General features: G+C 78.2%; 2 pseudogenes. Both read left to right on the forward strand.

What is annotated here, in order from left to right:
* A pseudogene (locus tag DZG00_RS15300) lies at positions 1–1,191 on the forward strand (glycosyltransferase family 2 protein); the annotation flags it as partial.
* A pseudogene (locus DZG00_RS15305) lies at positions 1,178–1,596 on the forward strand (DUF5719 family protein); the annotation flags it as partial. The pseudogenes DZG00_RS15300 and DZG00_RS15305, both read left to right, overlap by 14 nt.

Below are 1,596 nucleotides of genomic sequence, written 5' to 3' on the forward strand. Positions count from 1 at the left end.
CTGATCGCGGTGGCGGTGCTCGTCGCGCCGCTCGTGCTGGGCGCGATCGCGGCGCTCTTCCTCCGCGGGTCGCACCGCGCCGCCCTCGCGCTCGGCGTGACGGTGCTCGGCTTCGCGACCGCGGTCGTCGCCGCGCGCACGGTGGTGCAGTCGACCGGGCCCGACGTCGTCGCCGTGTGGCCGGGATCCGGCCTCAGCCTCGTGTGGCTCGGCCTCGCGGGCGCCCTCGTGCTCGGCTTCGCGACGCTCGGCCGCCGCTCGGTCGTCCCGGGGCTCGTGGCCGCCGTGACCCTGGTCGTGCTCGCGCTGCCGCTCGTCTCGGCCGCGGTCGCCGGATCCACCGCGGTGCGCGCCACCACGGACAGCTCGCTGCCCGGCCTCGTGGTCGCGGAGGCCGCCACGGATCCGGCCGTCGGCACCCTCGTGCTGCGCGCCGCGGACGACGGATCGCTGTCCGCCGACGTCGAGCGCGGAGCCGGCCGCACGCTCGAGCAGGTCTCCACGGTCGACTCCACCATCGGCCCGCTGTCCGACACCGAGACCCGCGTCGCCGAGCTCGCGGGCAACGTCTCCTCCCGCTCCGGCCTCGACGCCACCGACGACCTCCGGGCGCTCGGCGTGAGCTACGTCCTGCTCGCCACGCCCGCGGGCGACGCGGAGGCCGCCGTGCACGACCGCGCCCGTGCGGCCCTCGACGACGACCCCGTCTTCACGGCGGTCGGCCAGACCGAGGCGGGGCTCCTCTGGCGCTTCGTCGGCAGCGACGACCTGGTCGCCCAGGTCGCCGGCCCGGGCAACCTCGACGACCCCGGTCGCGCGGGGGTGCTCGCGGCGCAGGCGCTCGTGTTCGCTCTGACCCTGCTCCTCGCGATCCCCACCGGCGGACTCGCGGCGCGCAGCCGCCCGCTGCCCGCCTACCGCGAGCCCGTCGTCGCCCCCGACGCGCGCCCGGCGGATGCCGATGAACCGCGTCCCGAGCACGACGACCGCGGCACGCCCGCGTACCTCGACGAGCCGACGGGACAGGTCGTGGAGGCCGCGTCCTTCGGGGACATCCCGCAGGCGGGGGAGCGCCGGGCCGGCGACGACGGGGAGGGCGACGACGTCGCATCCGCGTCCGCCGCCGACCGTGGCGTCGACAGCGACGGCCGCACCGACGACGACAGCAGGAGGACCGATGGCCAGGCGTGACGCCGTGCGCATCGCGACGCGCGTGACCACCGGGATCGCCGGCGTCGCCGTGCTCGGGGTCGTCGTGACGGGCGCGCTCCTCCTCCCGCCCGCCTCCGGCGACGCGAGCGCGCCCTCCGTGCTCGTGACCCCCGTCGCGACCGACCAGCAGCGCGTCTGCGCGGGCTCCCTGCTCCGCCCGCCCGAGGCGGACGCCGCCTCCACGACCACGGCGGTCGCCGTGGGGAGCGCCGCCGTGACCAGCGGATCCGCGACGACGGGATCCGTGGGCGGCGGCCCCGGCGTCCGGACCTCGCGCATCCAGGCCCCCGAGGTGCAGGGCCAGGCGTCGAGCGCGCCCTCCGTGCTCGCCGTGGCGGGCGCGGTCGACGGCGCCCCGACCGACCTCGCGGGCGCGGCGTCCGA

The organism is Clavibacter lycopersici (assembly GCF_003576405.1).
Lineage (GTDB): Bacteria > Actinomycetota > Actinomycetes > Actinomycetales > Microbacteriaceae > Clavibacter > Clavibacter lycopersici.